At 43.9% G+C, this 24,971-nt stretch carries 24 protein-coding genes; 18 read left to right on the forward strand and 6 right to left on the reverse strand.

What is annotated here, in order from left to right; translation table 11 throughout:
• The first annotated feature begins 12 nt into the window (after positions 1–12).
• Together fumC and IH597_02540 are read left to right on the forward strand one after the other, a co-directional pair.
• The gene (gene fumC / locus IH597_02535; GenBank protein ID MBE0661320.1) at positions 13–1,395 is read left to right on the forward strand and encodes a class II fumarate hydratase; all 1,383 of its coding nucleotides are present in this window, start codon (positions 13–15) and stop codon (positions 1,393–1,395) included.
• 259 nt (positions 1,396–1,654) lie between these two features.
• Positions 1,655–2,215 carry a hypothetical protein gene (locus tag IH597_02540; protein MBE0661321.1) on the forward strand — a complete coding sequence of 187 codons (561 nt, stop codon included), beginning with the start codon at positions 1,655–1,657 and terminating at the stop codon, positions 2,213–2,215.
• A gap of 192 nt (positions 2,216–2,407) precedes the next feature.
• Here IH597_02540 and IH597_02545 read toward each other — a convergent pair whose 3' ends face one another.
• The 3 genes from IH597_02545 to IH597_02555 form a co-directional block, all read right to left on the reverse strand.
• Positions 2,408–2,716 carry a cation transporter gene (locus IH597_02545; protein ID MBE0661322.1) on the reverse strand — a complete coding sequence of 103 codons (309 nt, stop codon included), beginning with the start codon at positions 2,714–2,716 and terminating at the stop codon, positions 2,408–2,410.
• A 146-nt stretch (positions 2,717–2,862) separates the two neighbouring features.
• A complete protein-coding gene (locus IH597_02550; protein MBE0661323.1) occupies positions 2,863–5,073 on the reverse strand; it encodes a TonB-dependent receptor in 2,211 nt (736 codons plus the stop codon).
• 82 nt (positions 5,074–5,155) lie between these two features.
• Positions 5,156–5,647 carry a hypothetical protein gene (locus IH597_02555; protein MBE0661324.1) on the reverse strand — a complete coding sequence of 164 codons (492 nt, stop codon included), beginning with the start codon at positions 5,645–5,647 and terminating at the stop codon, positions 5,156–5,158.
• A gap of 303 nt (positions 5,648–5,950) precedes the next feature.
• On the opposite strand from IH597_02555, the gene IH597_02560 reads away from it, so the two are divergent.
• The 4 genes from IH597_02560 to IH597_02575 all read left to right on the forward strand — a co-directional run bounded on the left by IH597_02560 (position 5,951) and on the right by IH597_02575 (position 8,657).
• A complete protein-coding gene (locus IH597_02560) occupies positions 5,951–6,142 on the forward strand; it encodes a hypothetical protein (GenBank protein ID MBE0661325.1) in 192 nt (63 codons plus the stop codon).
• Positions 6,143–6,292: 150 nt separating this feature from the next.
• Positions 6,293–7,096 carry a fibrobacter succinogenes major paralogous domain-containing protein gene (locus IH597_02565; GenBank protein MBE0661326.1) on the forward strand — a complete coding sequence of 268 codons (804 nt, stop codon included), beginning with the start codon at positions 6,293–6,295 and terminating at the stop codon, positions 7,094–7,096.
• 77 nt (positions 7,097–7,173) lie between these two features.
• Positions 7,174–7,866: a hypothetical protein gene (locus tag IH597_02570; GenBank protein MBE0661327.1), complete on the forward strand. Its 693-nt coding sequence runs from the start codon at positions 7,174–7,176 to the stop codon at positions 7,864–7,866.
• Between the two features lie 56 nt (positions 7,867–7,922).
• Positions 7,923–8,657 carry a fibrobacter succinogenes major paralogous domain-containing protein gene (locus tag IH597_02575; protein MBE0661328.1) on the forward strand — a complete coding sequence of 245 codons (735 nt, stop codon included), beginning with the start codon at positions 7,923–7,925 and terminating at the stop codon, positions 8,655–8,657.
• A 1-nt stretch (position 8,658) separates the two neighbouring features.
• Here IH597_02575 and IH597_02580 read toward each other — a convergent pair whose 3' ends face one another.
• The gene (locus IH597_02580; GenBank protein ID MBE0661329.1) at positions 8,659–10,725 is read right to left on the reverse strand and encodes a T9SS type A sorting domain-containing protein; all 2,067 of its coding nucleotides are present in this window, start codon (positions 10,723–10,725) and stop codon (positions 8,659–8,661) included.
• Between the two features lie 247 nt (positions 10,726–10,972).
• On the opposite strand from IH597_02580, the gene IH597_02585 reads away from it, so the two are divergent.
• The 12 genes from IH597_02585 (at position 10,973) to fabD (ending at position 24,077) form a co-directional block, all read left to right on the forward strand.
• Positions 10,973–11,752, forward strand: coding sequence for an enoyl-CoA hydratase/isomerase family protein (locus IH597_02585; protein MBE0661330.1), 780 nt, complete (start codon positions 10,973–10,975; stop codon positions 11,750–11,752).
• 130 nt (positions 11,753–11,882) lie between these two features.
• Positions 11,883–13,214 carry a 3-hydroxyacyl-CoA dehydrogenase family protein gene (locus IH597_02590; protein MBE0661331.1) on the forward strand — a complete coding sequence of 444 codons (1,332 nt, stop codon included), beginning with the start codon at positions 11,883–11,885 and terminating at the stop codon, positions 13,212–13,214.
• A gap of 13 nt (positions 13,215–13,227) precedes the next feature.
• Positions 13,228–14,472, forward strand: coding sequence for a 3-ketoacyl-CoA thiolase (locus IH597_02595; GenBank protein MBE0661332.1), 1,245 nt, complete (start codon positions 13,228–13,230; stop codon positions 14,470–14,472).
• 143 nt (positions 14,473–14,615) lie between these two features.
• Positions 14,616–15,758 carry an alkene reductase gene (locus IH597_02600; GenBank protein MBE0661333.1) on the forward strand — a complete coding sequence of 381 codons (1,143 nt, stop codon included), beginning with the start codon at positions 14,616–14,618 and terminating at the stop codon, positions 15,756–15,758.
• Between the two features lie 36 nt (positions 15,759–15,794).
• Complete coding sequence (locus IH597_02605) at positions 15,795–16,934, forward strand: acyl-CoA dehydrogenase (protein MBE0661334.1); 1,140 nt, start codon at positions 15,795–15,797, stop codon at positions 16,932–16,934.
• 99 nt (positions 16,935–17,033) lie between these two features.
• On the forward strand, positions 17,034–17,777 hold the full coding sequence (locus tag IH597_02610) for an electron transfer flavoprotein subunit beta/FixA family protein (protein ID MBE0661335.1): 744 nt from the start codon (positions 17,034–17,036) through the stop codon (positions 17,775–17,777).
• A 184-nt stretch (positions 17,778–17,961) separates the two neighbouring features.
• The gene (locus IH597_02615; protein MBE0661336.1) at positions 17,962–18,927 is read left to right on the forward strand and encodes an electron transfer flavoprotein subunit alpha/FixB family protein; all 966 of its coding nucleotides are present in this window, start codon (positions 17,962–17,964) and stop codon (positions 18,925–18,927) included.
• A 381-nt stretch (positions 18,928–19,308) separates the two neighbouring features.
• The gene (locus tag IH597_02620) at positions 19,309–21,219 is read left to right on the forward strand and encodes a hypothetical protein (GenBank protein ID MBE0661337.1); all 1,911 of its coding nucleotides are present in this window, start codon (positions 19,309–19,311) and stop codon (positions 21,217–21,219) included.
• 334 nt (positions 21,220–21,553) lie between these two features.
• On the forward strand, positions 21,554–21,943 hold the full coding sequence (locus IH597_02625) for a polymer-forming cytoskeletal protein (GenBank protein ID MBE0661338.1): 390 nt from the start codon (positions 21,554–21,556) through the stop codon (positions 21,941–21,943).
• A 151-nt stretch (positions 21,944–22,094) separates the two neighbouring features.
• Positions 22,095–22,511 (forward strand): 6-carboxytetrahydropterin synthase, encoded by a 417-nt coding sequence (locus tag IH597_02630; GenBank protein MBE0661339.1) that lies wholly within the window; start codon positions 22,095–22,097, stop codon positions 22,509–22,511.
• Between the two features lie 37 nt (positions 22,512–22,548).
• Positions 22,549–23,166 (forward strand): GTP cyclohydrolase I FolE, encoded by a 618-nt coding sequence (folE, locus tag IH597_02635; GenBank protein ID MBE0661340.1) that lies wholly within the window; start codon positions 22,549–22,551, stop codon positions 23,164–23,166.
• A gap of 35 nt (positions 23,167–23,201) precedes the next feature.
• Positions 23,202–24,077 carry an ACP S-malonyltransferase gene (fabD, locus tag IH597_02640; protein ID MBE0661341.1) on the forward strand — a complete coding sequence of 292 codons (876 nt, stop codon included), beginning with the start codon at positions 23,202–23,204 and terminating at the stop codon, positions 24,075–24,077.
• 10 nt (positions 24,078–24,087) lie between these two features.
• On the opposite strand, the gene IH597_02645 is transcribed toward fabD, so the two are convergent.
• Together IH597_02645 and IH597_02650 are read right to left on the reverse strand one after the other, a co-directional pair.
• Positions 24,088–24,801 carry a capsular biosynthesis protein gene (locus IH597_02645; GenBank protein ID MBE0661342.1) on the reverse strand — a complete coding sequence of 238 codons (714 nt, stop codon included), beginning with the start codon at positions 24,799–24,801 and terminating at the stop codon, positions 24,088–24,090.
• A 46-nt stretch (positions 24,802–24,847) separates the two neighbouring features.
• Positions 24,848–24,971: dTDP-glucose 4,6-dehydratase (locus IH597_02650; protein ID MBE0661343.1), on the reverse strand; the 124-nt coding region annotated here is incomplete at its 5' end.

The raw sequence follows: 24,971 nt of genomic DNA on the forward strand, positions 1-24,971 counted from the left end.
AAAGCAATTATTATGAAAACCAGAACCGAAAAAGATACTATGGGAACCATCGAAGTTCCTGCCGACAGATATTGGGGCGCTCAAACCCAACGTTCCATTGAAAATTTCAAAATAGGCGATGGCCGCATGCCCATTGAAATAATCAGGGCATTTGCTATTCTGAAAAAAGCGGCAGCGCTTACCAATGCAGAACTTGGCGTTCTGACAAAAGAAAAAGCAGAAATTATTTCAGAAGTTTGCGATGAAATTTTACGCGGTGAACTTGACGATCATTTTCCGCTTGTTGTCTGGCAAACAGGCTCGGGCACGCAATCTAACATGAATGTAAATGAAGTGATTGCGAACCGCGCCCATGTCCTAAAAGGTGGCAAACTTGAAGATAGTGACCGGCTTATTCACCCAAACGATGATGTAAACAAATCGCAGTCAAGCAACGACACTTTTCCCACGGCCATGCATATTGCTGCCTACATAATGCTGGTGGAAACCACCCTTCCGGGTATTGAGTTGCTTTGGAAAACACTGGTTAGCAAGTCCAGGGATTTTTCCGGGATCGTCAAAATTGGCCGCACTCACCTGATGGATGCTACGCCCTTGACCCTGGGGCAGGAATTTTCAGGATATGCGTCCCAACTTGAGCATGGCCTGAAATCATTGAAGCATGCACTACCTCACCTCAGCGAGCTGGCCCTGGGAGGAACAGCAGTTGGAACGGGTATAAATGCACCCAAAGGATATGATAAGCTTGTTGCCCGGAAAATTGCCGAACTCACCGGCTATCCTTTTATTACAGCCGCAAATAAATTTGAGTCACTGGCCGCTCATGATGCCATTGTTGAAGCCTCGGGAGCGTTAAAAACACTTGCCGTTAGCCTGATGAAAATAGCCAATGATATACGTTTGCTGGCTTCAGGGCCCCGATGCGGGATTGGGGAAATTATTTTGCCTGCCAATGAACCAGGTTCATCCATTATGCCCGGGAAAGTAAACCCAACCCAAAGCGAAGCATTAACAATGGTTTGTGCCCAGGTGGTTGGTTGTGATGCCGCAATTACAATTGGCGGAATGAATGGGCATTTCGAACTGAATGTGTTCAAACCGGTGATGATCTATAATTTTTTAGTGGCTGCCCGTTTGCTCGGTGATGCTTGTGTGTCGTTTAACAATAACTGTGCGATTGGCATCCAGGCCAATCTCCCGGTGATAAAAGATAATCTCGATAATTCGCTGATGCTTGTGACCGCACTCAATACTCATATTGGTTACGATAATGCTGCACGGATCGCAAAAAAAGCACATGCCGATGGTACAACCCTAAGGCAGGCAGCCATTGAACTTGGGCTTTTAACCGATGCACAGTTCACTGAATGGGTAAACCCCAATAAAATGATCTGATCATTTTTTACTGAACAAATTAAGAATTCCAAATAGCTGGTTTAGTTCAAATTGACTCTTGAACCAGGATCAAACCGGAGTTTAATTGCTGAAGGCTACATACTCATCACCGGCATTATTGAGTTATCTTTGCATCCACATCAGCCACTATTTTTTGTACATAATTTTGTTGTGGCGTTTAAAAAAGCAGATTTGAATGGGCCATTGGTTAGAAGAAGCTGAAAAGAGTAAGAACAAATCCAGACACGGATCTGGTTCCATGAGAAAAAGGATTGCACGGAAAAAGGATGCGATCGAATCGAATTATGAGAAAAACAAGGAGCATTACGACAAGTTTGTTGGATACTTGCACCACCTTGTAAGAAGGGTGAACGAACTTCCCCAAGAAAATCGTGAGCCTTTCAGGAAAATTGCAGCCGCTGCCAAAAGCACAAAACTGAACAATTACCTGAACATCTTTTCAAGCAGCCGCAGGGAGCAGAAATATAATTTTCTGGCTTTCATTTGGCTAAAACCAATCCATGCAAAGCAAATCAGGGTTTTTTACATTTACGTTTCAAAGGAAACAGACTATGTAAATTTTGAGATCAAGGAAAATTACCTGGAGCGTAAACGCATCTCAGAATCAGGGAAAGCCAGGGATGAACACCATAAGAGTTCACATTCAAAAGACCGGGTACATGTAATCTTTCATTTTCCGGTTTCAAAGCTGAATGAGCTCACAGCTCGCCAAATCATTGATTGGCTGACTTACAGGGAGCAGTTGCAGGATTTGCCTTTCTGGGTTGAAACGCCCATTGAGGCGAAGCAATTCTTTTAGACGAAGTCAGCGATGCAGTGATGCTGTGGTTAATTAGTTAATTGGTCGATTTGTTAATTCGTTGGAGTAATGGAGTAATGGAGTTGCAATATTGCTGTGTTTAGTAGTTAATTAGTTGATTCGCAGTTCTTGGAATATGGAATCTGGAATTTGGAATTTGAATTTTTTGCCAACTTCCAACTCCTCACGAACCTATTTCTTTTCTTCGCCGCTTTCCTCAATAACATCTGCCTTGTAGCCAAGCTTTTCGATGGCTGCAACCAATTTTGATTCATCAGTTTTGTTGGTACGGTATTCAATTGTTACCACCTTGGTAGGCACATCGGCTTTGATAGCTGTTACGCCCTTTTCAAATGCCATATAGTCCTCAATTTTCTTTTTGCATGCTTCGCAATCAAGGTTGGTTTGAATTTTTATTTCTTCCTTTCCCGATGGTTTTTGGGCCAGTGTTGTGCCTGCAGCCATGATTATAACTGCAGCTAAAAGCATTATTTTTTTCATTGTATATTATTTTAGTGTTAATGGTTTCAATCGTTTAGGTTAAGGCTGAGGCTAAGGTTTGATCCTGCAATCATTTGCAAATTAAAATTCTTTTAAAGTTTGAATTCTAAATCCTCTCATTTAGCATAACCCTCCTTAGCCTTCACCTATAATGTTACTCTCACTCCCGCATACAACTTCCTACCAATGATCGGCCCCCAAACCATGGAGGAATCGAAATAATTTCCGAAAGGATCGTCAGCAGCAATGATAGGGTCTTTTTGTACAAAATCCGTAAGGTTCTCAACGCCGCCATACACACTCCATTTCCTGAAAAATTTGCTCACCTGGGCGTGAATAATCGTGTAGGCAGGTGAATTTCCCGGACGTTGATACTGTTCCGGGTTCATCTGCGTGCCAGGTAACCTGGCATCGCCATTAAGTTGGGTTGTGAAATCGAATTGCCATTTGCGCAGGTTGGTGGCGTACGATAAATTCACAAGCCCTTTGTAACGGTTCACCAGGGGTTTGCGAACCAATTCTTCCTGCTGGGTCACACGAACATCGTTCCAGCGGTAAGCCAGCACAAGGTCAAGATTTTTGATGGGTTCCCAAAGCATTTCAAGCTGCAAACTGTTGGAATAGGCCTGCCCATCAAGGTTGTAAATATATATTTCGTTTGTGCTTTGATCCATATCAATAATTACCTGGTCGGTGAAGGATGTTCTATAGAATTCACCGCTCAGGGTCATTTTACGGCCATCAATCACGAAGCAGCGGCTCAGGTTCAGACCATAGTTGATGGCTTTTTCCATCCTGGGTTGTTCCTGAATCACCAGCCTTCGCGAGGTTGCCAGCAAATGATTATTCTCTGCAATGATGCGTGCACTTCGATAGCCCATGCCAGCGGATGCCCTAACGGTTGTGTTGCTGTCAATTTCATACCTCACATGCATACGCGGGGTCGTAAAAAAGCCATACTCGTTATGATGATCGGCCCTGATGCCGGCAATGGCGGTCAATCCACGGGAGTTATTATAGGTATATTGGAAAAACGCACCGGGAACTATGTCTGTTGGCCCGAAAATGCTGTCGTTCAACACTTCATCATAGCGGTCGTACATAAAACTTGCACCGGTAGTATACGTATGCGCTGTGCTATTGATGTAAGACTGGAACAAAAGATTTGAATACAAACTCTGCTGGGTTCCTTCATACAAATTCATTCCATAAGCCGCAACGCGGTTATGATAACTTGCATTGGTGATCCAACCGATACTTGTTCCTGCCCTGCGATGCGACAACCAGCCAATTTTGGAGAAAGCCTCCACATGTGTGGTTTTGACATCAATCAGATATGGGTTGTCGAAATTCACAACGTTTTCGGGTAGTTCAAGCATTTGTCCGCCTTTGCGGTCTTCATACAATCCTCTTATTCCGAACCGCATTTCCCACTGATGGTTCATATAATTCCAGCGGTTCATGATATTGATCTGCTCTGTGAGTGGATGGTCAATAAACGAATCGCCATTGTGATCCACTTTCCGGTCAACCTTGCTGACATGTGCCAGGATGCTGGTGCTCAGCTTATCATTGAGCTTAACGGCAGCATCGGCATTGAATTCCACCTGGCCAACATCGCCAAAGAAGAGATCAAGCGAAACATCCTCAGTAAGTTCCGGCTTTTTGTACTCCACATTGATCTGACCCGAAACCGATTCAAAACCGTTGATCACAGAGGAGGTTCCTTTGCTTACCTGTATGGATTTCATCCAGGGGCCGGGAATATACATCAGTCCGTAGGTGGACGACAGGCCTCGTAGATTAGGAATATTTTCAAACATCATCTGGCTGTATTTACCCGGAATTCCAAGCAACTGAATTTGTTTGGCGCCGGAAATTGCATCGGCATACGAAACATCTACTGAGGCATTGGTTTCAAAACTCTCGGAAAGGTTGCAACAAGCTGCTTTTTGCAGTTCGGCTTGAGTGATCACCTGAGTTTGAATGGTGCTCAAACTGGAAAGATGTGATCCGGCACGGCGGGCAGTGATTTCAGCGCCCTCAAGTTCAATGGCAGATTCAAGAACAACTTCAAATCGCTTTTGCGATCCAACCTGGAGGGTATCAGTGTTGAAACCGATATAACTGATAACGAGCCGGTCATTGCCTTCAATTCTATCAATGCCGAAATTTCCTTTATCATCGGTTACCGTTCCGGTTTGGGTTCCAGTCCAATAGACATTCACGCCAACAAGTGGATGTTTGTGGCCCTGGTCATTTTTTTCATACACCACTCCCTTTATGTCTTGCGCTTGCAGGGAATATCCAAGTAAGATGAGTGGCAAAATCAAGAATATTTTTCTAATTGTGTTCATACGTTCCTGTATTAGTATTGTTAGCAAATAGTGGTTCAAGGCTGTAAAAGCCTTAAACACCGGAGATTATCCGGCAATTAAACTAACAAACAGGAATGTCAAACTTTAACTGGTGCACAGCAGTAAGGAACTGCCGGCCGTAAACAGGTGGGGATGGATCGGAATAAAAACTTTCGGCAATTATTTTAGTTTCAGTATCTGAAATGATATCTGAAACAATTATGGCCATTAAAACTGAAAGCTCAAGTGCAGTTGCTTTTTCCTGCGAAACCTGGTATTCCGAATCTATCTGAATAATTTCAATATTGGTTTTGCAGCATCCGTCAACATCGCAACTACTCTCATGCTCGCAAGTATTATGTGAAGATTCGCTGCAGCAAGATTTGGTTTCAACCGCTTTGGCTGAGCAACACGATTCACCTTGATTATCGCTGCAAGTTACCTCAACAAATACCGAAGCAATCTTTTGGTCAGAGCAACCGCAATAATGTTCATACACAGAAATTCCAACCGTAAACGCAAGCATCAGCGCTACAAGAAAGAGGGATGTTATTTTCTGTGTGAAGTTTTGCATAATAATGGTGCAAAGATACTAAAAAACCGTAGTCTTATAACTATGAATCAATCAACAACTCATGATTCCCCATTGTTCAGCGGCGATCCAGATTACTAAAATCCAAGCATGGGTTTTTGAATTTTTTTTAAGATAAATAACATAATGCTGACATCTTGCTATTGCTTTTCGCCCCAAAATATTTGTATCTTTAACACATAATTCTGGCCTGGCTACCTCATCGCTAATTCCGCTAACTCAGTTTACTACCTGTCAAACTGATTAAGCCAGTTTTTCTTTCAGTTTTCATTAAATTTTAACCCCATGCACAGAAATCAACACCTTCTGTTCTCCAGCCTCTTTCTACTCTGGACTTCAATGAATTTGTCAGCCCAGCAAGGCAACGTAGCCGCCGGAGGCGAGGCCACCGGCACCGGAGGCAATATGAGTTTTTCCGTCGGACAAACGGATTTCCTCTGTTACAGTAATGAACACGGCAGCCTGAAACCTCGCTAATTTTCAATCGAATAGCTACAGTTGAGAGGGATTCGCAATTCTGCTCTGAACACCGGGTAATTTAAAATTATCCAAAAACTAAAGATCTGAAAACCAAAAGCAATGACTATAATGTAAAACACACTTTTACGAACCTAAACACAAATTACCATGAAGAAAACAAACAAACTTTGCTTAACAATTGCCCTGCTTGGGGCAATGGCAATGCTTTTAAGCAACTGCAAAAATGTTGAACCCAATACGACATTTAACCCCGATGGAAAAACAGGAACGGTAAAGGATATTGAAGGCAATGCATATGCCATAATTAAAATCGGGGACCAATGGTGGATGGCCGAAAACCTGAAAACAACCAAATACCGCAACGAAACGACGATTGATTATCCCGGCACTGATAACGATACCTGGGCAAATGACACCAAAGGTGCTTTTGCCTGGTTCGATAATGATATCGCCTGGAAAGACAGCTACGGCGCCTTGTATAATTGGCATGCCATAAATAATACCAATGGTTTGTGCCCCACGGGATGGCATGTACCCAGTGAATCTGAATGGGCGCAATTGATTGATTATGTAGTTGTACAAGGTTTTCCCAATGAATCCGATAACCCTGAAGGCGCCGGCAATGCACTCAAATCCTGCCGGCAGGAAAACTCACCACTGGGTAATGATTGCAACACCACGGTGCACCCAAGATGGGAAGAAGACGAAATTCATCACGGATTTGATGAGTTTGGTTTTTCAGGCCTTCCGGGAGGTGTCCGAAACCACGACGGTGACTTCGGCACCAATGGTTTCTTTGGTGGTTGGTGGAGTACTTCCGGGAAAGATAGCGGTTTAGCCTGGGGACTGGACAATGGTGGCAGTGCTTCCTACGGAGAAACCAATAAGGAGTTCGGGCTTTCCGTCCGTTGCATCATGGATCAGGCAAAAACAAAAGATTTAATTGAATGAATCAGCGCATTATGCTATAGAACTGCCAAATCGAACCCTGATAAATTAAAACTATAAATCAACAAAATAAGATTGCCATGAAAATGAAACATTTACCTTTTGCAGTTTTTGGATTTCTTTCACTGGTGCTGATCTCCTGCGCTCCGGTTTATATTCCAAATGTAATCAATGCCCCGCTGCTCTCCAATGCCGGAGAGGTGCAGCTAACTGTTTATACAGCAACTTCTGGTTTTGATCCCCAGTTTGCATTAGCACTTTCTGATAATATTGGTATAATGCTAAACGGAAGTTTTGATGAAATAACTTACCAGGACTCCGATGACTACCGTAAACACAAGTTTTTCGAAATGGGTGCCGGTTACTATAAAAAGCTAAACGAGAATTTCCGATTCGAAACTTTCGGCGGTTATGGGTTTGGTACAATACAGGCCGATGGCAGCAACTATCAGTGGATTTCGCAGTGGGATTCGCATACTGCAATCAATTCAAAAAGGTTTTTTTTTCAACCTGCTGTTGGTGCAACCTTCCAGCCTATAGAATTCTGTTTTTCAGCGAGGATTGTACATCTGAGGCTTACCCAGAAAGACAGAAGTTCCCAAAGTATGTTCTTTGAACCTGCAGTGACCGGAAAGCTTATCTATAAGCGTTTGAGGGGGGTTATGCAGCTTGGCTTCTCACTACCAGTAGGTTCTTATGATCTGGCTCTTGAATACCAGCCAGTTATGCTTTCGTTAGGCCTCGGTGTTAACTTCGGAAAACTGAATGAGTAGCTGTTCAATGTTATTTAAAACACAGCACACTTTTATTTACCTAAACCCAAAGTACCATGACAAAAACAAACAAACTCAACCTCACAATTGCCCTGCTTGGGGCATTGGCATTGCTTTTCAGTAACTGCAAAAAAGATGACGACGAAAAGGCCATTACCGTTAAAGATATTGACGGCAATGTATATAAAACGGTAAAAATAGGCGAGCAGGTTTGGATGGCCGAAAACCTGCGCACAACACGCTACAATGATGGCATCAACATACCGACAGGACACACCAATGAACAATGGATTGGCCTGGAGACCGGCGCTTACGCCATTTCCCCACATACAGTTATTATTGATGGCCTCAACTCCGATACAGAAGTCCTGGAGGCCTATGGTGCATTGTATAACTGGTTCGCTGTTGAAACCGGTAAGCTTTGCCCTGCCGGCTGGCATGTACCCAGCCTGGATGAGTTGACAACGCTTATTAACAATGCCGGCGGTATACAAAGTGCAGGTGGTAAACTGAAGAGTATCAGAACTTCTCCTGAGCCCCATCCCCGCTGGTGGAGCCCAAATACCGGCGCCACTGACGACTTTGGCTTTTCAGCCCTGCCTGGCGGTGTACGCCAGTTTCACGATGGAAGATGCTTTGATATTGGTGGCAGTGGTTACTTGTGGAGCATTACTGTGGCAGAACCAACTTTGGGTTCCGGGATAGTTATGGAATACAGCGAAGGATATGCCTTTACTTATGACGGTTTCCATCAAAATAACGGGTTCTCCGTCCGGTGCATCCGGGATTAGATCATTCAATTAAAAACTTCCCCGTAAAACGTTCAATATTGGTTATCGCTTCTAAAATATACAATCCTGGTTTCAGGATACTGGTTTTTATGATAAAAGGATTTGCTGAACCCTGTTTACTTTGTGTCAAAACTACTTGTCCGTTCATGGAAAAGATATTTGCCAACTGCAACTCTCCTGCTTTATCAGGCAATTGAAAGATGATTTCGTTGAGGGTTGGATTGGATGAAATACTCATGACGGCCTGTTCAACCGGAATATCCGCAAGACCTGTGAGATTGTCGGTGTAAATTTTCATGGCCGGATCACCAAGAATATTGTGTGCATAAAAACACCAGCGAAGAGCGCCTTCTTCCCACTGCCCCGGAGCTGTAACCCAGGGAGCGGTTCGTATCTTGGAATGCTGCTGGGTTTCGCCAATGCGATCATAGCCAAGCGTGTAAAGTGAATGTACAAATTCACGGTGCAGATGAGCGGAAGGGCCTTCAGTCTGACCTTCATTGAACCAACCGTAACGACTGTTAAATGCAATAGCTACGGCAAAGTTTTGGATCTTGAGCATGTTTTCTCCAATGCAGTCGCTGTAATCAAAAGCGCCGCAGATGCAGCCATGGGAATACACAATGCAGTAATTATGATCAGTTCCATTTACGCCGCTGAAATTCGCATCGGTGATATCTGAATTATACATGCGCATTGCGTAATTATAGTTGCTATGCCCGGAATGATGTATAAGCGTTTTTCCGCTATTGATCCTGGAACGCAGTTGCGACACGGACCAGTTTCCCAGATCACGGTCATACATTTTCTCAATTTCAAGCCCGGGTGTGATGCCATTGGTAATATATCCATTGGCATCCTGATAGCCAATTAACAGATCAAGATAATCTCCACCCCAGGTTAATGGACCATCATACAAGTGTTCACCAACCAGTAAGCTATTCTTCAATTCGTTGGCCACAGGTTCAGCCTGATATTTGTATATTTTGTTCAGCATTTTTAACTGCTCTGCTGCTGTGCTATAAGGCAACCTGGCAACAGCAATCTCAGGAAGCAGGTCATCTTCTCCGGGTTCGCCCCAAAGGTTATTCCCGTTATTATTCCACGAACCATCAAGCGAAGCATAATATAAATCGGAAGGAATATCATCATCTTCGTAAACCATTGAAGACTGCACATGGCAATAAAATCCGCGATAAGGAACATGCTCAATATCACCTCCCAGCAATACAAACCTGACATCATCATCCTGATATCTTTCAATAATGTAATTCCTGATTTTTTCCTGTAAATCAATGCCCGTGGCTATGGTGCTTATTTCGGTGGGGCTGATAATATCAGAACTCAGCGAGACAGAAGCGTAATAATCCCGCAGGTTATCAAAGGCGCTCATAAAAGATTCCGGCGTAATGATCAACATATCAAGCGAACCTTTCTTAGCCACAACAGGGTAATTTGGTAAATATTCAGGATTATCAACAAGATTAAGTATAGTTTCTTTAACAGCCTGGCGATCAGACAAATTTTTAAGAACTGATTTTGAATCATCAAACGGAGCAGTCTTGATGGTAACTACTGCTTTTGCGAACCAGGTTGCTTTTCCTTCGCCAGGGATGTAGGTTACCGGGCTGAAACTGCTCATGGCAATACTATGTCCGTTGAGTATTTCGGTGCGAAGGTTAAATTCATTTGGTTCGGGATATAACTTTTTTGAAGTGTAAAGCGAATGATCAATATAAAACTGACCCGACCCTCCTTTGGAAACAGGAGATGATGGCTGTTGTGGTAAAAGGTTCAGAACACCATCCAATTGAGATTCTTCCTGGAACTCAATAGTGATTGAAACTGCTTTTTCTCCGGCCGGAAGCAACACTTTTACTGCCTGATACGGAAGCATAGGTTCCCCAATACGGGCTTGCTGAACCAACCCATCAAAAGTCAACAATTGATATTGCCTGTGAAAAACAGTTTTGGGCTGTTGGAATGTGTAAGAAATTGTAATTTCTTCAGCAAAGGTAAAAAGGCTGAGAAATGCTGATAATAATAGCAAGGTTGTAAATTTTCTCATGGTCAAATTATTGAGTTGTAATACAATAGGATTTTCTAACTGAGGAGTAACAATGCCCACAAAGTTAACTATTTTGAAATCAGGTATTAATAATTTCAAATAAATGATAAAAGATTTAGAAAATTAGAAATTATGCATGCAACAAATTAGATTATTCAATAATTTTGAGAACCAATAAGCATCGTACTTGTTAATCATAAAAAACATGCTTCTATAATTGCTAATTTAGCGAACCGAGTTTTACATTATGGATTATAAAATACTACAATCTTTCCATGCCGATGGCGTGTTGATCATTACAATTAGCCGCCCTGAAGCCCTGAACGCCCTGAATACCGAATTCTTTACTGAAATGGACAACCTCCTTGATGAGGTTGCCAAAGATGATTCGGTAAAAGTAATCCTGCTCACCGGCGAAGGCAAAGCCTTTGTAGCCGGCGCTGATATCGCTGAAATGGTAGTTAAAAACAGCAGCGAAGGCACAAAGTTTTCATCTCGCGGACAGGGCGTTTTCCTCAAGATGGAGAAACTGGATAAACCCATCATTGCAGCCATCAATGGTTTTGCTTTGGGCGGTGGACTTGAACTTGCTCTTGCATGCGATATCCGGCTTGCGTCCTCAAAAGCAAAATTCGGGCAACCGGAAGTAAACCTGGGTTTGATCCCGGGCTTTGCAGCCACGCAACGTTTACCACGTTTGATTGGAACCGGCAACGCCCTCTGGCTTTTAATGACCGCCGAAATCGTAGACGCCGCCGAAGCCCTGAGAATAGGCCTGGTTCAAAAAGTGTTCGAACCTGAAGTATTGATGGATATGGCTTTGGAGATGGCAAAACTCATCGCCTCAAAAGGCCCGCGGGCCGTGAAAAAAATCAAGCAGGTGGTAAGAACAGGAATGGATTTGAATTTTGAATCCGGTAGCCGCATCGAAGCTGATGAGTTCGGATCCCTTTTCGGCAACGAAGGCGAAGAAGGAATGAGAGCCTTTTTAGAAAAACGTAAACCCAATTTTAGTGGAACCACATAGACACAATAGCCACATAGAAAACACATAGTTTTTTGTTTTTTACTATGTGAAACCTATGTGTCTATAACTCTATGTGGTAATAAAATAATAATCGAAACTGGAAATCGGCAATCCGAAATAAATCAAAAATATGACTTATAACGATAAATTAACCAACGTAGCCGTCTTGGGGGCTGCCGGTAAAATGGGCAGCGGCATTGTGCTGCTTACCGCCATCGAAATGGCCAACCTTCGAATAGCCGAAGGCAAAGACCCCGGCGAGGCGAATCTGTATGCTATTGATGTTTCACCTTCTGCCCTTAGCGGACTGATGAAATACCTGAGAACCCAGGTGCTTAAAAGCGCTGAAAAAATGACGGTTCAATTACGCAAGTGGTATGCTTCAAGTCCCAGCCTCATCGAAAATGAAGAAATCGTCAAGCAATATGTAAATGATGTGCTTAGCGTTGTAAAACCTACCTCCCGCATGGAAGCTGCGTATAATGCCAACGTTATTTTTGAAGCCGTGAGCGAAAACCCGGCTCTGAAAGTGAAGCTTTTCAGCAGTATCAACCAGAACAATCCGAATGAACCCTGGTTCCTCACCAATACTTCATCCATTCCCATTGGCGAACTGGATGAAAAAGCCGGCTTAACCGGAAATGTGATTGGGTTTCATTTTTACAATCCGCCCGCGATTCAAAAGTTGATGGAAATTATTCCTCCAAAAAATGTGAACCCTGAACTGGCTGAGTTTGCGAACCAGCTGGCGAAAAACCTGAAAAAAGTCATTGTGCTTTCAAATGATGTGGCCGGATTTATTGGCAATGGCTTTTTCATGCGCGACATTCTGTATGCGGTTCAGGAAACACAAAAACTTGCCGAAAAAATGCCGCTTACCGAAGCCATTTACGCATTGGATAAAGTAAGCCGAGATTACCTCATTCGCCCCATGGGAATTTTCCAGTTGTCAGATTATGTGGGCATTGATGTTTGCCTATTCATCATGAATGTGATGGACGAAAGGCTGGATGAAACCTTGCAATGCCCACTCTTTGAGCAATTCATGGAGCAGGATATCAAGGGCGGGCAGTTTGCCGACGGCAGCCAGAAAGACGGCATCTTCCGATACGAAAAAGGCAAGATTACCGGAATGTATGATTTGGGTTCGAAGAAATATGTTGATATTGAACCTGTAGCTGAAAAAGCAGATGCTTTTCTGGGAACCATACCTCAAAGCTGGCAGCCCTGGAAAAATGCAATCAAAATCCGTGCACGCGAAGAATTGTTGCAACAGTATTTTAACGAACTAAAACAAATGAACACCCCTGGTTCTGAACTGGCAAAATCCTATGCCCGCAAAGCCAACGAAATCGGGCAACAACTTGTGAGCGCTGGCGTTGCGCACAAAACCGACGATGTAAACACCGTAATGATGACCGGCTTCTTTCATGCATTTGGGCCGGTGAACAATTACCTGTAAAAATTTGAGAATTATGAAGAAATTAAGAAAAAGGGTCTTTTTGACCGCAGGATATAATACCGTTTCAATGGGAACGGGCCGCAAGGAATTCAACCCCAAAAAGAAAATGCCCGGGTTGGAACACTACATGAAGGAAGCCGGGCAGGCCAGTATCGCAGCCGTTGGCGGCGCACAAAACATTGATGAATGTGTAGTCGGCAATTTTATGTCGGCGCGCTTTAATAAACAGGCACACCTGGGCGCCTTTATGCCCATGATTGACGAAGGATTAAGATACAAACCTGCTGTGAGTGTTGAAGGTGCGTGTGCCTCTGGCGGGCTCGCCCTGCTCACAGGTATTCGTTCAGTGCTTGCCGAAACCGCCGATATGGCTCTGGTCATCGGTGTGGAGGTTCAGAACACATTGAAAGCTATTTACGGTGCCGATGTATTGGCAGGGGCAGGCTGGTTCCCGAAACGCAAAGAAGGCCATGCTTATTTCTTTCCCGGACAGTTCAGCAACCGTGCCGGCGCTTACTTCGAAAAGTATGGACGTGATTATACACGCAAAGGTTTCGCCCGCTGGTACAGGAATGCTATTGAAAACGCACGGCTTTGTTCCACTGCCCAGGAATATGAAAATAAGGTGGAAGACCTTGAAAAGCTGGCTTTATCCGAACCCATGCCTGCCGTTTTCACCGATTATCTGAATGTTTTCGATTGCAGCAAGGTTTCTGATGGCGCTTCATCCATCATTGTGGCATCTGAAGAAGGCCTGGAAAAAGCCGGGATTCCTTTGTCGGAAGCCATTGAAATCATCGGCTGGGGTCAGGCTGAAGATGACCTCACCAAAGAACCGGACGATCCAACACGTTTGAGCACCATGGCCGAATCCGTGAAGCAAGCGCTGGCTTCGGCAAACATTACGATCAACGAACTGGCAACCATTGAACTGCACGACTGCTTTACCATTGCCGGCATTCTGGCGATGGAAGCCATTGGGTTCGCAAAACAAGGGGAAGGGGCAAAATTTGTCGCAGAAGGCCACACCGCCCGTAATGGTAAAATTCCTGTGAACACAACAGGAGGACTTGTGGGCTGGGGACATCCTACCGGTGCAACCGGTGTTCATATGGCCGTAACAATTTGGGAACAACTCACCGGAAAAGCCGGTAAATCTCAAATTGAAATCCCTGCTGACCGTCCTTACGGCTTGTCAGTAAACATGGGAGGGGATGATAAATCACTTGTTGCAATCGTATATCGAAAAGCAACCTGATGAGGAGGTCTAAAAACCATTGAGTTTACTGTTTTTTGTCATTCTGAGCGCAGCGAAGAATCTAAACTACAGGCAAATAGAGATCCTTCACTTCGTTCAGGATGACAAGATTTGACCTTTTGAAACGACCTCGAACCGAAAATATGAATAATAATACATTCATCAACCACAATCAACCTTTGCTCACTCCTTTTCAGTTAGGTCTTTACCTGTTGAGAAACCGCCTTATAATGGCTCCACTTACAAGGCGCAGGGCCGGAGAAGGAAATGTTCCGGTTGAAATCATGGCAACCTATTATGCCCAGCGGGCTACGGCAGGCTTGATCATCGCAGAGGCAAGTCAGATTTCTTTGCAAGGCATCGGTTATATGAATACGCCCGGAATTCACACCCCCGAACAGGTGGAAGGCTGGAAGAAAGTAACAAAAGCTGTTCATGAAAAAGACGGACTGATTTTTCTGCAACTCTGGCATGTGGGCAGGGTTTCGCATTCTTTGCTTCAACCCAATCATCAATTGCCGGTGGCGCCTTCGGCCATCAATCCCGATGGTGAGCTAACTACTCCGCAAGGCAAAAAGTCCATAGAAACTCCACGTGCCCTTGATCTGGAAGAAATTCCCGGCATTGTTGAAGATTACCGCAAAGCTGCACAAAATGCCAAAGACGCCGGTTTTGACGGAGTGGAAATTCATGCTGCCAATTCTTATCTGATTGATCAGTTTTTGCATGAAAGCTCAAACCAGCGAAAAGATAAATACGGTGGTCCAATTGAGAACCGCGCCCGTTTTTTATTTGAAGTGTTGGAAGCCGTGATAAGTGTGTGGGAAAGTGAAAAAGTAGGCATACGGCTTGCTCCAAGCGGCACACGCTTCGGCATGGATGATCCTGATCCGGCAGCTTTGTTTACTTATGTGATCCAACAGCTTAATGACTTCAACCTGGCTTATTTGCACCTGGTTGAACCTTTACTGCCGCTGGATGATTATCCGCATTTTGTAAAACAAGTGGCGAAATATTTTCGTCCAATCTACAAGGGAACGCTGATGGCCTGCGGTGGGTTCACACAAGACACAGGAAATCAATATATTCTTGAGGGTTGGGCCGATTTGATTGCTTTTGGAAAATTATTCATTGCGAACCCCGACCTGCCCAAACGTTTTGAGTTAAACGCCCCTTTGAACCAAGCTGATGTTGATACGTTTTATAGCAGGAGTGAGAAGGGGTATACGGATTATCCTTTTCTAGATTCAATTTTCGCTAATTTAAAATACAGCAAACTGACTTGATAAAAAACCATCATATTAACCTTAAACAACATCAAAATGAACTTTGAATTCACTGAAGAACAACTTATGATCCGCCAGGCAGCAAGGGATTTCGCCCAGCGTGAACTGATCGTTGACGTACTTGAACGCGACGAGAAAATGATTTATCCAACCCAGCACGTGAAAACACTTGCCGAGCTTGGTTTCCTCGGTATGCTGGTTGACCCGAAATATGACGGTGGCGGTATGGATACCGTTTCTTATGTGCTGGCCATGGAAGAAATTTCCAAGGTAGATTCAAGCGTGAGCGTGATCATGTCGGTAAATAATTCCCTGGTTTGTTATGGCATTCAGGAGTTTGGAACCGAAGAGCAAAAGGAAAAGTTCCTGAAGCCTTTGGCTCGCGGCGAAAAAATCGGGGCATTTCTTTTATCTGAACCAGAAGCCGGTTCAGATGCTACAAGCCAGAAAACTACTGCCGAAGACAAAGGCGATCATTACCTGCTGAACGGAACCAAGAACTGGATCACCAACGGCAACACCGCCGGAACATACCTTGTGATCGCACAGACACACCCTGAGAAAAAGCACAAAGGCATCAATGTGTTGATTGTTGATCGCCATTCACCTGGCATTTCGGTTGGCCCGCACGAAGATAAGATGGGCATGCGCAGCAGCGATACCCATTCGGTGATGTTCAACGATGTGAAGGTCCCCAAAGAAAACCGCATAGGTGAAGATGGTTTCGGATTCAAGTTTGCCATGAAAACCCTGGAAGGCGGCAGAATCGGAATTGCCGCACAGGCTTTGGGAATTGCTTCAGGCGCGTTTGAGCGGTCAGTTCAATATTCGAAAGAACGCAAGGCTTTTGGAACCACAATTGCCAACCACCAGGCCATAGCCTTTAAACTGGCCGACATGGCAGTGAAGATCGAAAATGCCCGCAACCTCTGCCTGAAGGCTGCATGGTTAAAGGATCAGGGACAACCTTACGGTTATGCAAGCGCCATGGCAAAACTTTACGCCGCTGATATTGCTATGGAAGTCACCACCGAAGCCGTTCAAATTCATGGCGGTTATGGTTATGTGAAAGAATATCATGTGGAACGTTTGATGCGCGAAGCCAAACTCACGCAGATTTATGAAGGAACTTCGGAAATTCAGAAAATTGTAATTTCGAGGGAGGTTTTAAAGTAATACCTAAACCGCAAAGACGCGAAGACGCTAAGAATCACTAAGTTTATTATTTTTGTGAACATTTGATCCTTAGAGTCTTAGTAGCAAAAATCAGAAAGAATGAAAATATTAGTTTGTATAAGCAATGTTCCCGATACGACCACAAAGATCGTGATCGGGCCGGATGGAAAAAGTATAAATACATCCGGAATACAGTGGATCATCAATCCCTGGGATGAACTGGCTCTGACCCGCGCACTTGAACTCAAAGATGCAGGAAAAGCAACTGAAGTGGTAGTGGCCAATGTTGGGCCTGCACTCACCGAGGCAACTTTGCGCAAAGCCCTGGCCACCGGCGCCGACCGTGCCATCCGTATCAACACCGAACCTGCCGATGCATGGATGGTGGCAGCCAACCTGGCTGAAGTTGTGAAAAACGAATCGTTTGACATTATCCTTTGCGGCATTGAATCCAGCGATCACAACGGTTCAGTGGTGGGTGGATTGCTTGCGGGAATGCTGGATCTGAATTTTATCTCCTCCGTATCAGCATTGGATATTGAAAGCGACAAGCTGAAAGTACAACGTGAGATTGACGGTGGTAAAGAAATGTTGGAAACCAAAGCGCCGGTATTGCTGGTGGTTCAGAAAGGAATAGCCATTGTGCCGCGTATCCCTTCGATGCGAGGTATTATGCAGGCGCGAACCAAACCACTTCAAACTGTTGAAGCTACCATTACCGAAAGTATGACCGCAACTGTTCAACTCGCCAATCCGCCGGCCAAAGGTAAATGCAAGATGATTGACGCTGAAAATGCCGGGGAGGTGATAAGGTTGTTGAGGGAGGAAGCGAAGGCCCTTTAGGAAGATCAAAGTCCAAAGTCCAAAATCTAAAGAAAAAGTTGGCAGTTGGCAATATCCGGGATCACAAACGCATTAATACTGCATCACTGTATAACTGCATCACAGCATCACAAAAAAATCTGCGAGAATCTGCAAAATCTGCGTCATCAGCGTTCTATTAAAATCGTAAATCCGAAATTCTAAAATGAAGATATTAGTTTATACCGAAAACCGCGAAGGGAAATTCAAGAAGCAAAACTTTGAACTGGTTTCCTTCGCAAATGCCATGTCTGAAATGGCCGGCGGCGAAGTCATCGCATTAACCGTTGGCAAGGTTGCCGATGAAGAATTAAAACAACTAGGCGAATATGGTGCTGCAAGAGTTATAGCTGTTGATGCGGGTCAGGTTCCCGACAGCCGCAATCTTTCAAAGTTGATCCAGCATTGGGTTAGTGAAACTGCAGCCAATATCGCCGTGTTTGCCGACAACAATACCGGAAAAGCCGTAGCACCCGGACTTGCCGCCCGCCTGAAAGCAGGCATTGTAAGCGGGGTTTCAGGGTTACCGCTGAGTTTGGAACCGTTTGTGGTGCCCCGTAAGGTTTATTCCGGGAAAGCGCTGGCAAATATTGAGATCAAAAGCAACCACAAAGTGCTGCTGCTTACCGCCAATGCCTTTGGTGTTCAGCAAAATAAAAAGGAAGCGGTAATTGAACACCATGCCCTTACCGCTGAGTTTACAACATCGGATATTTCGGTTCTTAGCTCAGATAAGCAAACCGGCAAGATCCTGCTCGGCGAAGCTGAAGTTGTAGTTTCGGCAGGCCGTGGCATGAAAAGCCCCGATAACTGGAAAGGTATCGAAGAATTAGCCGAAGTGCTCGGCGCAGCTACCGCATGTTCCCGCCCTGTTTCCGACGAAGGCTGGCGCCCGCACAGCGAGCATGTGGGTCAGACAGGAAAAGTGATCAGTCCTAAGCTTTATTTTGCAATCGGAATTTCGGGAGCCATTCAGCATGTGGCTGGCATCAGCGGTTCAAAAGTAATTGTTGCAGTTAATAAAGACCACGAAGCGCCCATTTTCAATGTGGCAGATTATGGCATCGTCGGCGATGTGAACCAGGTACTGCCGCAGATGATTGAGGTGGCGAAGAAATTAAAGGCAGAGTAAGGCTACACTCAGATCAGTTTCACAGGCTGTTACCGGGTACGCCGTATTGCTGTTGTTCTATCTATTGCCTGCTTTAAAAATTCGACGAAAACACCGAAAGAAGCTTGCTTGATAGTGCAATTTTTCGTGTAGGTTCCAAGAAACAGGCTCTATTTACCGGAGAATTTTGTTTTGTCAGAGCCTTTAAGGATCAAACCAGTGGCCTGCTTCACCTTTTCCAAAAATAAAAATTACACATCTGATTTTCTGGCACTTCATAATAAAAGGCGCCAGGTTTCTTGATTGCAAAAATTTTAACCAACAACTTTGATTGCATTATTAAATTTCGATTTAATTTTGTTTACTAACGATTTGTCGGTGTATTTAAATCATCTGACCATCATGAGAAATATAAACCTTAGCACCTGGGTTCTGGCATTATTTACAATTATTTTCTTATGCAATTCATGTAAAAAAGAAACTGATGACCCTTTTGATGCCGAAGCGAAAAAGGCTTATGAAGCAATCATCGCATTGCAGGATTCCAGCAGCATTGTGCTCGCAGGATTTGAAGCAACGATGGACTCCACAGCCGCTGTTGAGGCTTTGGCCCTATGGTTTCGCGGCCATGAATATGTAGCCTGGGCCAGGATTGGCAGCCAGGGGATATCCGTAAGTTATACCAATGGAATGTTCGGTGGAATTATGCTTGATCCGGAAAGGCTCGACACCGATCAGGTTGGGAATTACAAACAATCGAATGAACCTGCAGACACTTTGCTTCCCTCAAAAAATCTACCTTCTTACAAAAAAGCCCGTTGTATCAATGCAGCCATGGATGAGTTTTATAACATAGATGCCTATCAGTTCAACACCTGGAAAGAAATGCTTAACAGCATAGGATATGAATGTGTCTACAACTTAAATGATGAAGTGAGCCTTGATTACCTGAAACATATAAGGTCAAGAAACGATGGTATCATCAGCCTGAATTCGCATGGCTATGTCTGGCCTGATAGAACCAATATTCAAGAGGTGTATTTTCTAACCGGGGAAGAAAGTTCCTTACATACCACTAAACAATTTTATACAGACCTCATTGAGCAAAGGGTGATCATGATTAAACACAAAAATGACAAAATCCGCTATTATATTGCACCTGATTTTCTTACCAAATACAATGACTTTAGCAAGGACACCATCCTTTTTTATGGGGGATTTTGTTATAGTTTCCTGGGCAACTGGACTTCACTGGTCAATGCCTGTGCATCCGGTACTTACTTCGGTTTCGATTGGGCGGTCAAGTCGGACAAATGTGCCGAGTGGGCAGTGAACCTTGTGTATTACCTGGCGGACATGAGTGTTGATCAACCAAATACTACTGAAGGCTGGATGGTTAATTCTATGATAGCCAAGCATTACTTTAGCGAAAAATACAATCGCAATATTCACATCCTTTACGAAGGTAACGGAGCATTCACGTTATGGCAACCGGAATATAACATTGAAGGTGGCATTGAAGCGCTGGCTCAGGACAAGGCGCCCATAATGGTTCCCGGAAAAACCTGCTTCGAGTACACCCTAAAGTGTAATGTAAGCGGCCAATTGCCACAACAGTTTTATTACCTGTGGGACCTGGACCATGAAACCGCCTACGCCATGGGTCAAAACGGAAATGAAGTGGTTGGCAGGTGGGGCTTGCCTGGTACTTATACGGTTAAAGCTCAAATCAGGAATCAGGCAAACAGCGAAGTTATCAGGGAATTTGCAGTTGAGGTAACTATCGAAGACCCTTCTTACCTTGATAATGTGAAAGCTTACCCATACTTCAAGATGGTATTCAGCAACCTTTCCGGTCTAAATATTACGCTGACCAACGAGGAGACAATGGCTGGTTATTATTACAATTTCGATACGTTTTATTTCACTTCACCGCTCAACTGGAATGATTCAACCTTTTCTGCACAATCCTTGCATCCTAACGGAAATGGAGGTACAACCCTGACCATTCAGGGCGAGATGTCAGCCGATGGAAAAGTCATTCGACATTGTCTTTTAACTTACACTGAAATTTCTTCAAATGGCGTCCTTTATATCGAATCAAAACTTGAAGTAGCCAACCTGCCTGTTTTCCATCATGATGAGTGGAATTGTTGGCAATCATTTATTTGGGACATCGAAGGTACTCCCACTCAAAACTATGTGCAATCGGTGGAGTTCAAAAAACTGGATACTCAAAACCAGGGTTGGATCACCATTCAGAGCATTGATTGGGGGAACAGCCAACTCTATGGCAGTTTTAAAAATGATTAATTGCTTTGAGGGGTCTTCGTATAAAATAGTAAACTTTTCTTCTTAACGAAATTCTTCAATCAATTGACTTCAAGCGAATTGAATAATAATTTCCAGTGTAAACATCTAATGATTTTTAGGAGCCAGATCCCAGGTTCTTGCTGTGAGTGTTGCAGATTGCGGACTAGTTGGCAATATTACCCAGGTGCTACCGCAGTTTATTGACGCGGTGAAGAAATTGAAGGCAGAGTAAGAATAAATCTTATCTGCTGACATTTTCTTTCTGATTATCACATTTCGTCTAAAGGAACTATCTTTGCTGTTCTCACAAGCATCAAACTTTAATTTTAAAGCCATGTCTAAAAAGGAAACACCTGATCTATCAACAGTTAACCTGATTGCAAAAGGTACAACAATTAAAGGCGAAATAATTTCGAGCGGTGATTTCAGGATTGATGGAAGCATGATCGGTTCTATCAAATCCTCAGGAAAAGTGGTGATCGGTTCCACTGGCAAAGTAGATGGTGATATCAACTGCCAGAATGCCGAAGTGGAAGGGGAACTCAAAGTAAAAATTATCGTTAAAGAACTACTAAGCCTTAAAGCTACTTCAGTAATGCGCGGCGAAATTATCACAAGCAAATTATCAATTGAGCCCGGCGCTATTCTCACAGGAACCTGCAATATGGACGGTGAAAAGAATAAGCAGCTACATATTGAGCAGCCAATAAGTGCGCTTGCCTAGGGTGGAATATTTTGGATTTCGATTGAAGAAAGCTGGTGGTGATTTCGTTAAGTAATATGGCAGGGACAATCAGCCGATATCTGGCTTAGTCCTCACCATCCTTTAACATCTTAAAATATAAGTAACTGTTACAATTTAACTAACCCCCGTCATGATGTACATCACACGACGCGAGCATTTCAATGCAGCACACCGCTTGTTTCGCGATGATTTCACTTACGAACAAAACCTGGACGTTTTCGGCAAGTGTTCGAACCCAAACTGGCATGGACATAACTACGTGTTATTCGTAACGGTTAAAGGCGAGGTGAACCCGCAAACTGGTTTTGTCGCTAATTTAAAAACACTTAGCCAACTTATCCGCAATACAATTGTTGATAAAATTGATCATAAAAACATGAACCTGGAAGTAGAATTCATGAAAGGACGTCTTGCCTCAACCGAGAATCTTGCCATCGCCATCTGGGAAGAACTTGAAAGCCCGGTTAAATATATAGGCGCAGAACTCCACTGCATAAGGGTTCATGAAACTGAGAACAACTACGTTGAATACTTCGGAAAACACTAAAATTTATATTGCCATGACCAGCCAGATAATTAAAGATATGATCCAGGAAAACCTCATGGACGGCTATGAGAAACTCGATTTATACAATACCGAAACCATTGAAAAATTAGCCACTCATTACCTTGAAATAATCAAACTCATTGGTGAAGACCCAAACCGTGAAGGACTGCTTAAAACTCCTGAGCGCGTTGCAAAAGCCATCCAGTTTCTCACCCATGGTTATGACATCAATCCCCAGGATATTATTCTTTCGGCCATGTTCCGCGAGGACTACAAGGAAATGGTGATCGTAAAGGACATTGAAGTTTATTCAATGTGCGAACACCATATGCTTCCGTTTTTTGGCAAAGCGCATGTAGCCTATATTCCCAACGAACATATCGTTGGCATCAGCAAAATTCCTCGTGTGGTTGACGCTTATGCAAGGCGTTTACAGGTTCAGGAAAGGCTCACACGCGAAATCAAGGATGCTTTTGCGCGAACACTAAAACCACTGGGCGTTGCAGTGGTAATTGAGGCCCAGCATATGTGTATGAGTATGCGCGGAATTCAGAAACAAAATTCTGTGACTACAACTTCCGATTTTTCCGGGGCATTCACCATTGATAAAACCCGGGCCGAGTTCCTTCACCTGATTGGTTCGCGCCTGCACTGATAATTCCGAAGATTATTTAACAAAATTTATAATTGATGAAAGCTTACGTATTTCCCGGGCAAGGCGCCCAATTTGTTGGTATGGGCAAGAACCTTTACGATGCGTCTGAACAGGCCAGATCAATGTTTGAGAAGGCCAACGAAATTCTCGGGTTCCGCATAACCGACCTTATGTTTTCCGGAACCGACGAAGACCTGCGCCAGACAAAAGTTACGCAACCGGCTATTTTCTTACATTCTGTGATCCTTGCCGCATCACTCGGCGATTCGTTTAAACCCGATATGGTTGCCGGGCATTCCTTAGGTGAATTTTCGGCTCTGGTAGCTGCAAAAGCTTTATCGTTCGAAGATGGATTGCGCCTGGTTTCAGCACGTGCGCAAGCCATGCAAAAAGCCTGTGAAGCCGAACCTTCCACAATGGCTGCTATCATTGGCCTGGACGATGAAACGGTTGAAAAAGTGCTTGCAGGGATTGATCAAATAGTAGTACCGGCCAATTACAATACTGCCGGACAGCTCGTAATTTCCGGTTCTACCAAAGGTGTTGAGATTGCCTGCGAAAAGCTGAAAGAAGCCGGAGCAAAACGCGCTTTGCCACTGAAAGTTGGCGGAGCTTTCCACTCGCCACTTATGGAACCGGCGCGTGTTGAACTTGCTGCAGCCATCAATATAACTAGTTTGAACGAACCCATTTGCCCCGTATATCAGAACGTTAATGCTTTGCCTTCAACTGATCCGGCCATGATAAAGGAAAACCTGATCGCACAATTAACTTCGCCGGTGCGATGGACTCAAACCGCTTTGAATATGATCTCCGATGGTGGTAGAATTTTTATTGAAGTTGGGCCGGGAACGGTGCTACAGGGATTGGTAAAAAAAGCTGACCCATCGGTAGAAGCTTACAGCGCTTAATTTGATAATATTAAAGCTGGTTGTTTTTTAGTTTCCCCGAATCCATTAACTTTTTCATGCTCTTCTCATAACGGGCTTTAGAAAAAGAGTCCATGTAATGTTGGTTGTGCATATCGGAGCCAACAAATTCATACAAGCCCAGGTCAATGAATTTTTCAGCGAGCTTTTTCACATCCTTGCCATAATGCCCGCTTAGCGAAACGGTATTGAGCTGAAACATAACGCCACGGTTCTTCAACTCCACAAACTTTTTCATTTCGTTAAACCAATAGCTGTATCGCTCAGGATGTGCGAGTATGACTTTGTAGCCTTCAATCTGCAATTCAAAAATGAAAGACAATAGGTTCGGATGTGGGCTGAAATAGCTTAACTCAACAAGGATATATTTACCGGAAAAAGTCAGTAATTCTTTGTTTTTAAGCTTTTGTGCGAACCCATCGTCGAGCAGGTATTCGGCTGCTGCTTCGATTTCAATCCCTATTCCGGTTTCTTTTACTGCTGTTTTAACCTGATCAAGTCCTGCTAAAATTATTTCAGGTGTATTCTTGTAAAACTCATCCTGAATATGTGGCGTTGTGATCAGCTTCCTGAAACCAAGTTCTGAAAATTGCCTGATCAGCCCCAGGGCATCAACCATTGATTTCGCGCCATCATCAATTCCAGGGATCAAATGAGAGTGAAAATCAGTTTTCAATAAACCGAAATCCAAAGGTTCTTTTAACATACTGCCACCAAATACTGCCTGATAAATACCCATTCTCACTTTTCAATTACCGCTTTACATATTGCTCCGCATAATACTTCAAATATTCGCCTGATGTAACCTCATCCAGCCATTGCTGGTTGCTGAGGTACCAGTCAATGGTGATGCCGATGCCTTCTTCAAACTGCAGC

Source organism: Bacteroidales bacterium (genome assembly GCA_014860575.1).
Classification (GTDB): Bacteria; Bacteroidota; Bacteroidia; order Bacteroidales; family JAAYJT01; genus JAAYJT01.

What these genes read in the sequence shown, in the direction of transcription:
- IH597_02610 (MBE0661335.1), top strand. Translation starts at nt 17,034, where the DNA reads ATGAAAATATTAGTTTGTATAAGCAATGTTCCCGATACGACCACAAAG.
- IH597_02590 (MBE0661331.1), top strand. Translation starts at nt 11,883, where the DNA reads ATGACTTATAACGATAAATTAACCAACGTAGCCGTCTTGGGGGCTGCC.
- IH597_02605 (MBE0661334.1), top strand. Translation starts at nt 15,795, where the DNA reads ATGAACTTTGAATTCACTGAAGAACAACTTATGATCCGCCAGGCAGCA.
- folE (MBE0661340.1), top strand. Translation starts at nt 22,549, where the DNA reads ATGATCCAGGAAAACCTCATGGACGGCTATGAGAAACTCGATTTATAC.
- IH597_02550 (MBE0661323.1), bottom strand. Translation starts at nt 5,073, where the DNA reads ATGAACACAATTAGAAAAATATTCTTGATTTTGCCACTCATCTTACTT.
- IH597_02570 (MBE0661327.1), top strand. Translation starts at nt 7,174, where the DNA reads ATGAAAATGAAACATTTACCTTTTGCAGTTTTTGGATTTCTTTCACTG.
- IH597_02620 (MBE0661337.1), top strand. Translation starts at nt 19,309, where the DNA reads ATGAGAAATATAAACCTTAGCACCTGGGTTCTGGCATTATTTACAATT.
- IH597_02555 (MBE0661324.1), bottom strand. Translation starts at nt 5,647, where the DNA reads ATGCAAAACTTCACACAGAAAATAACATCCCTCTTTCTTGTAGCGCTG.
- IH597_02615 (MBE0661336.1), top strand. Translation starts at nt 17,962, where the DNA reads ATGAAGATATTAGTTTATACCGAAAACCGCGAAGGGAAATTCAAGAAG.
- fumC (MBE0661320.1), top strand. Translation starts at nt 13, where the DNA reads ATGAAAACCAGAACCGAAAAAGATACTATGGGAACCATCGAAGTTCCT.
- IH597_02585 (MBE0661330.1), top strand. Translation starts at nt 10,973, where the DNA reads ATGGATTATAAAATACTACAATCTTTCCATGCCGATGGCGTGTTGATC.
- IH597_02545 (MBE0661322.1), bottom strand. Translation starts at nt 2,716, where the DNA reads ATGAAAAAAATAATGCTTTTAGCTGCAGTTATAATCATGGCTGCAGGC.
- IH597_02580 (MBE0661329.1), bottom strand. Translation starts at nt 10,725, where the DNA reads ATGAGAAAATTTACAACCTTGCTATTATTATCAGCATTTCTCAGCCTT.
- IH597_02575 (MBE0661328.1), top strand. Translation starts at nt 7,923, where the DNA reads ATGACAAAAACAAACAAACTCAACCTCACAATTGCCCTGCTTGGGGCA.
- IH597_02565 (MBE0661326.1), top strand. Translation starts at nt 6,293, where the DNA reads ATGAAGAAAACAAACAAACTTTGCTTAACAATTGCCCTGCTTGGGGCA.
- IH597_02625 (MBE0661338.1), top strand. Translation starts at nt 21,554, where the DNA reads ATGTCTAAAAAGGAAACACCTGATCTATCAACAGTTAACCTGATTGCA.
- IH597_02630 (MBE0661339.1), top strand. Translation starts at nt 22,095, where the DNA reads ATGATGTACATCACACGACGCGAGCATTTCAATGCAGCACACCGCTTG.
- IH597_02595 (MBE0661332.1), top strand. Translation starts at nt 13,228, where the DNA reads ATGAAGAAATTAAGAAAAAGGGTCTTTTTGACCGCAGGATATAATACC.
- IH597_02645 (MBE0661342.1), bottom strand. Translation starts at nt 24,801, where the DNA reads ATGTTAAAAGAACCTTTGGATTTCGGTTTATTGAAAACTGATTTTCAC.
- IH597_02600 (MBE0661333.1), top strand. Translation starts at nt 14,616, where the DNA reads ATGAATAATAATACATTCATCAACCACAATCAACCTTTGCTCACTCCT.
- fabD (MBE0661341.1), top strand. Translation starts at nt 23,202, where the DNA reads ATGAAAGCTTACGTATTTCCCGGGCAAGGCGCCCAATTTGTTGGTATG.
- IH597_02560 (MBE0661325.1), top strand. Translation starts at nt 5,951, where the DNA reads ATGCACAGAAATCAACACCTTCTGTTCTCCAGCCTCTTTCTACTCTGG.
- IH597_02540 (MBE0661321.1), top strand. Translation starts at nt 1,655, where the DNA reads ATGAGAAAAAGGATTGCACGGAAAAAGGATGCGATCGAATCGAATTAT.